Origin of the sequence: Micromonospora sp. CV4 (assembly GCF_003667455.1) — a bacterium.
Classification (GTDB): Bacteria; Actinomycetota; Actinomycetes; order Mycobacteriales; family Micromonosporaceae; genus Micromonospora.
This window is the reverse complement of record NZ_RCVI01000421.1, coordinates 1-788: the sequence shown is the minus strand read 5'-3', so window position 1 is coordinate 788 and position 788 is coordinate 1. Positions and strand designations below refer to the sequence as shown.

Annotated in this window: 1 protein-coding gene; it reads right to left on the bottom strand. The window is 69.5% G+C overall.

The genetic code is table 11. The annotated features are described in order from the left end of the window. Positions 1-788 (bottom strand): M14 family zinc carboxypeptidase (locus EAD98_RS29325; protein WP_255421245.1); only part of this gene is annotated, 788 nt, incomplete at both ends.

The following is a 788-nucleotide window of genomic DNA, read 5'->3' as shown; positions in this document are numbered from 1 at the left end:
GGGCGGGGATCGGTCGGGAGCCGCGGAAGACGAGGCGGCCGGTGTTGGCGGCCTGGATCTCGATGGCTTCGGCGCGGGAGGTGAGGATTTCGCCGCGGTCGGCGCGGTGGTAGTCGAGGAACTGCTGGAAGGTCCACAGGGCCGAGTAGGTCTTGCGGCGCCGGTTGTTGGCGGTGTTGCCCTCGTCGGGCCGGGTCTGGCCGCCGGAGCTGCGCAGTTCCAGCAGCGAGTTGGCGACGTTCTTGAGTCCGAGGGTGTTGCGCAGGATGGTTTCCTCGCTGAGGCCGACGTTGCCGCCGCCTTCGCAGCCGTAGGGGCAGGCCCACCAGCCGGCTTCGGCGCCCTTGGCGTACATGTGATTTTCGATCATGTCCTGGGACTGGTCGAAGATCGGTTGGGGGACGTTCTGGTGTCGGGGCGGCAGCATTGGCAGGTCACCGGCGCGGGAGTTGCCGTACTCGTGGCCGTCGTAGCCGGCGACGGGTCGGTAGTCGCGGACCATCTTGACGTACGCGGCGGTCTCGGGCTGACGGATCAGCGAGTAGTCGCGGTTGAGGTCCTGGCCGGTGGAGTTGCCGCGGGTGTTGGCGGCCCGGCCGTCGCCGTTGATGGTGGGGACGATCAGGACGGTGGTGCGGCTGAGCAGGTCCGTGATCCGGGGGTCGGTGCTGAAGGCGAGTTGCCGGGCCATGATGAGGCAGGCTTCGCGGTCGCCGGGCTCGTTGCCGTGCACGTTGCAGTTGATGGCCACGGGCGCGGTGGCGGCGACGGCGGCGGGGGTGGCCGCC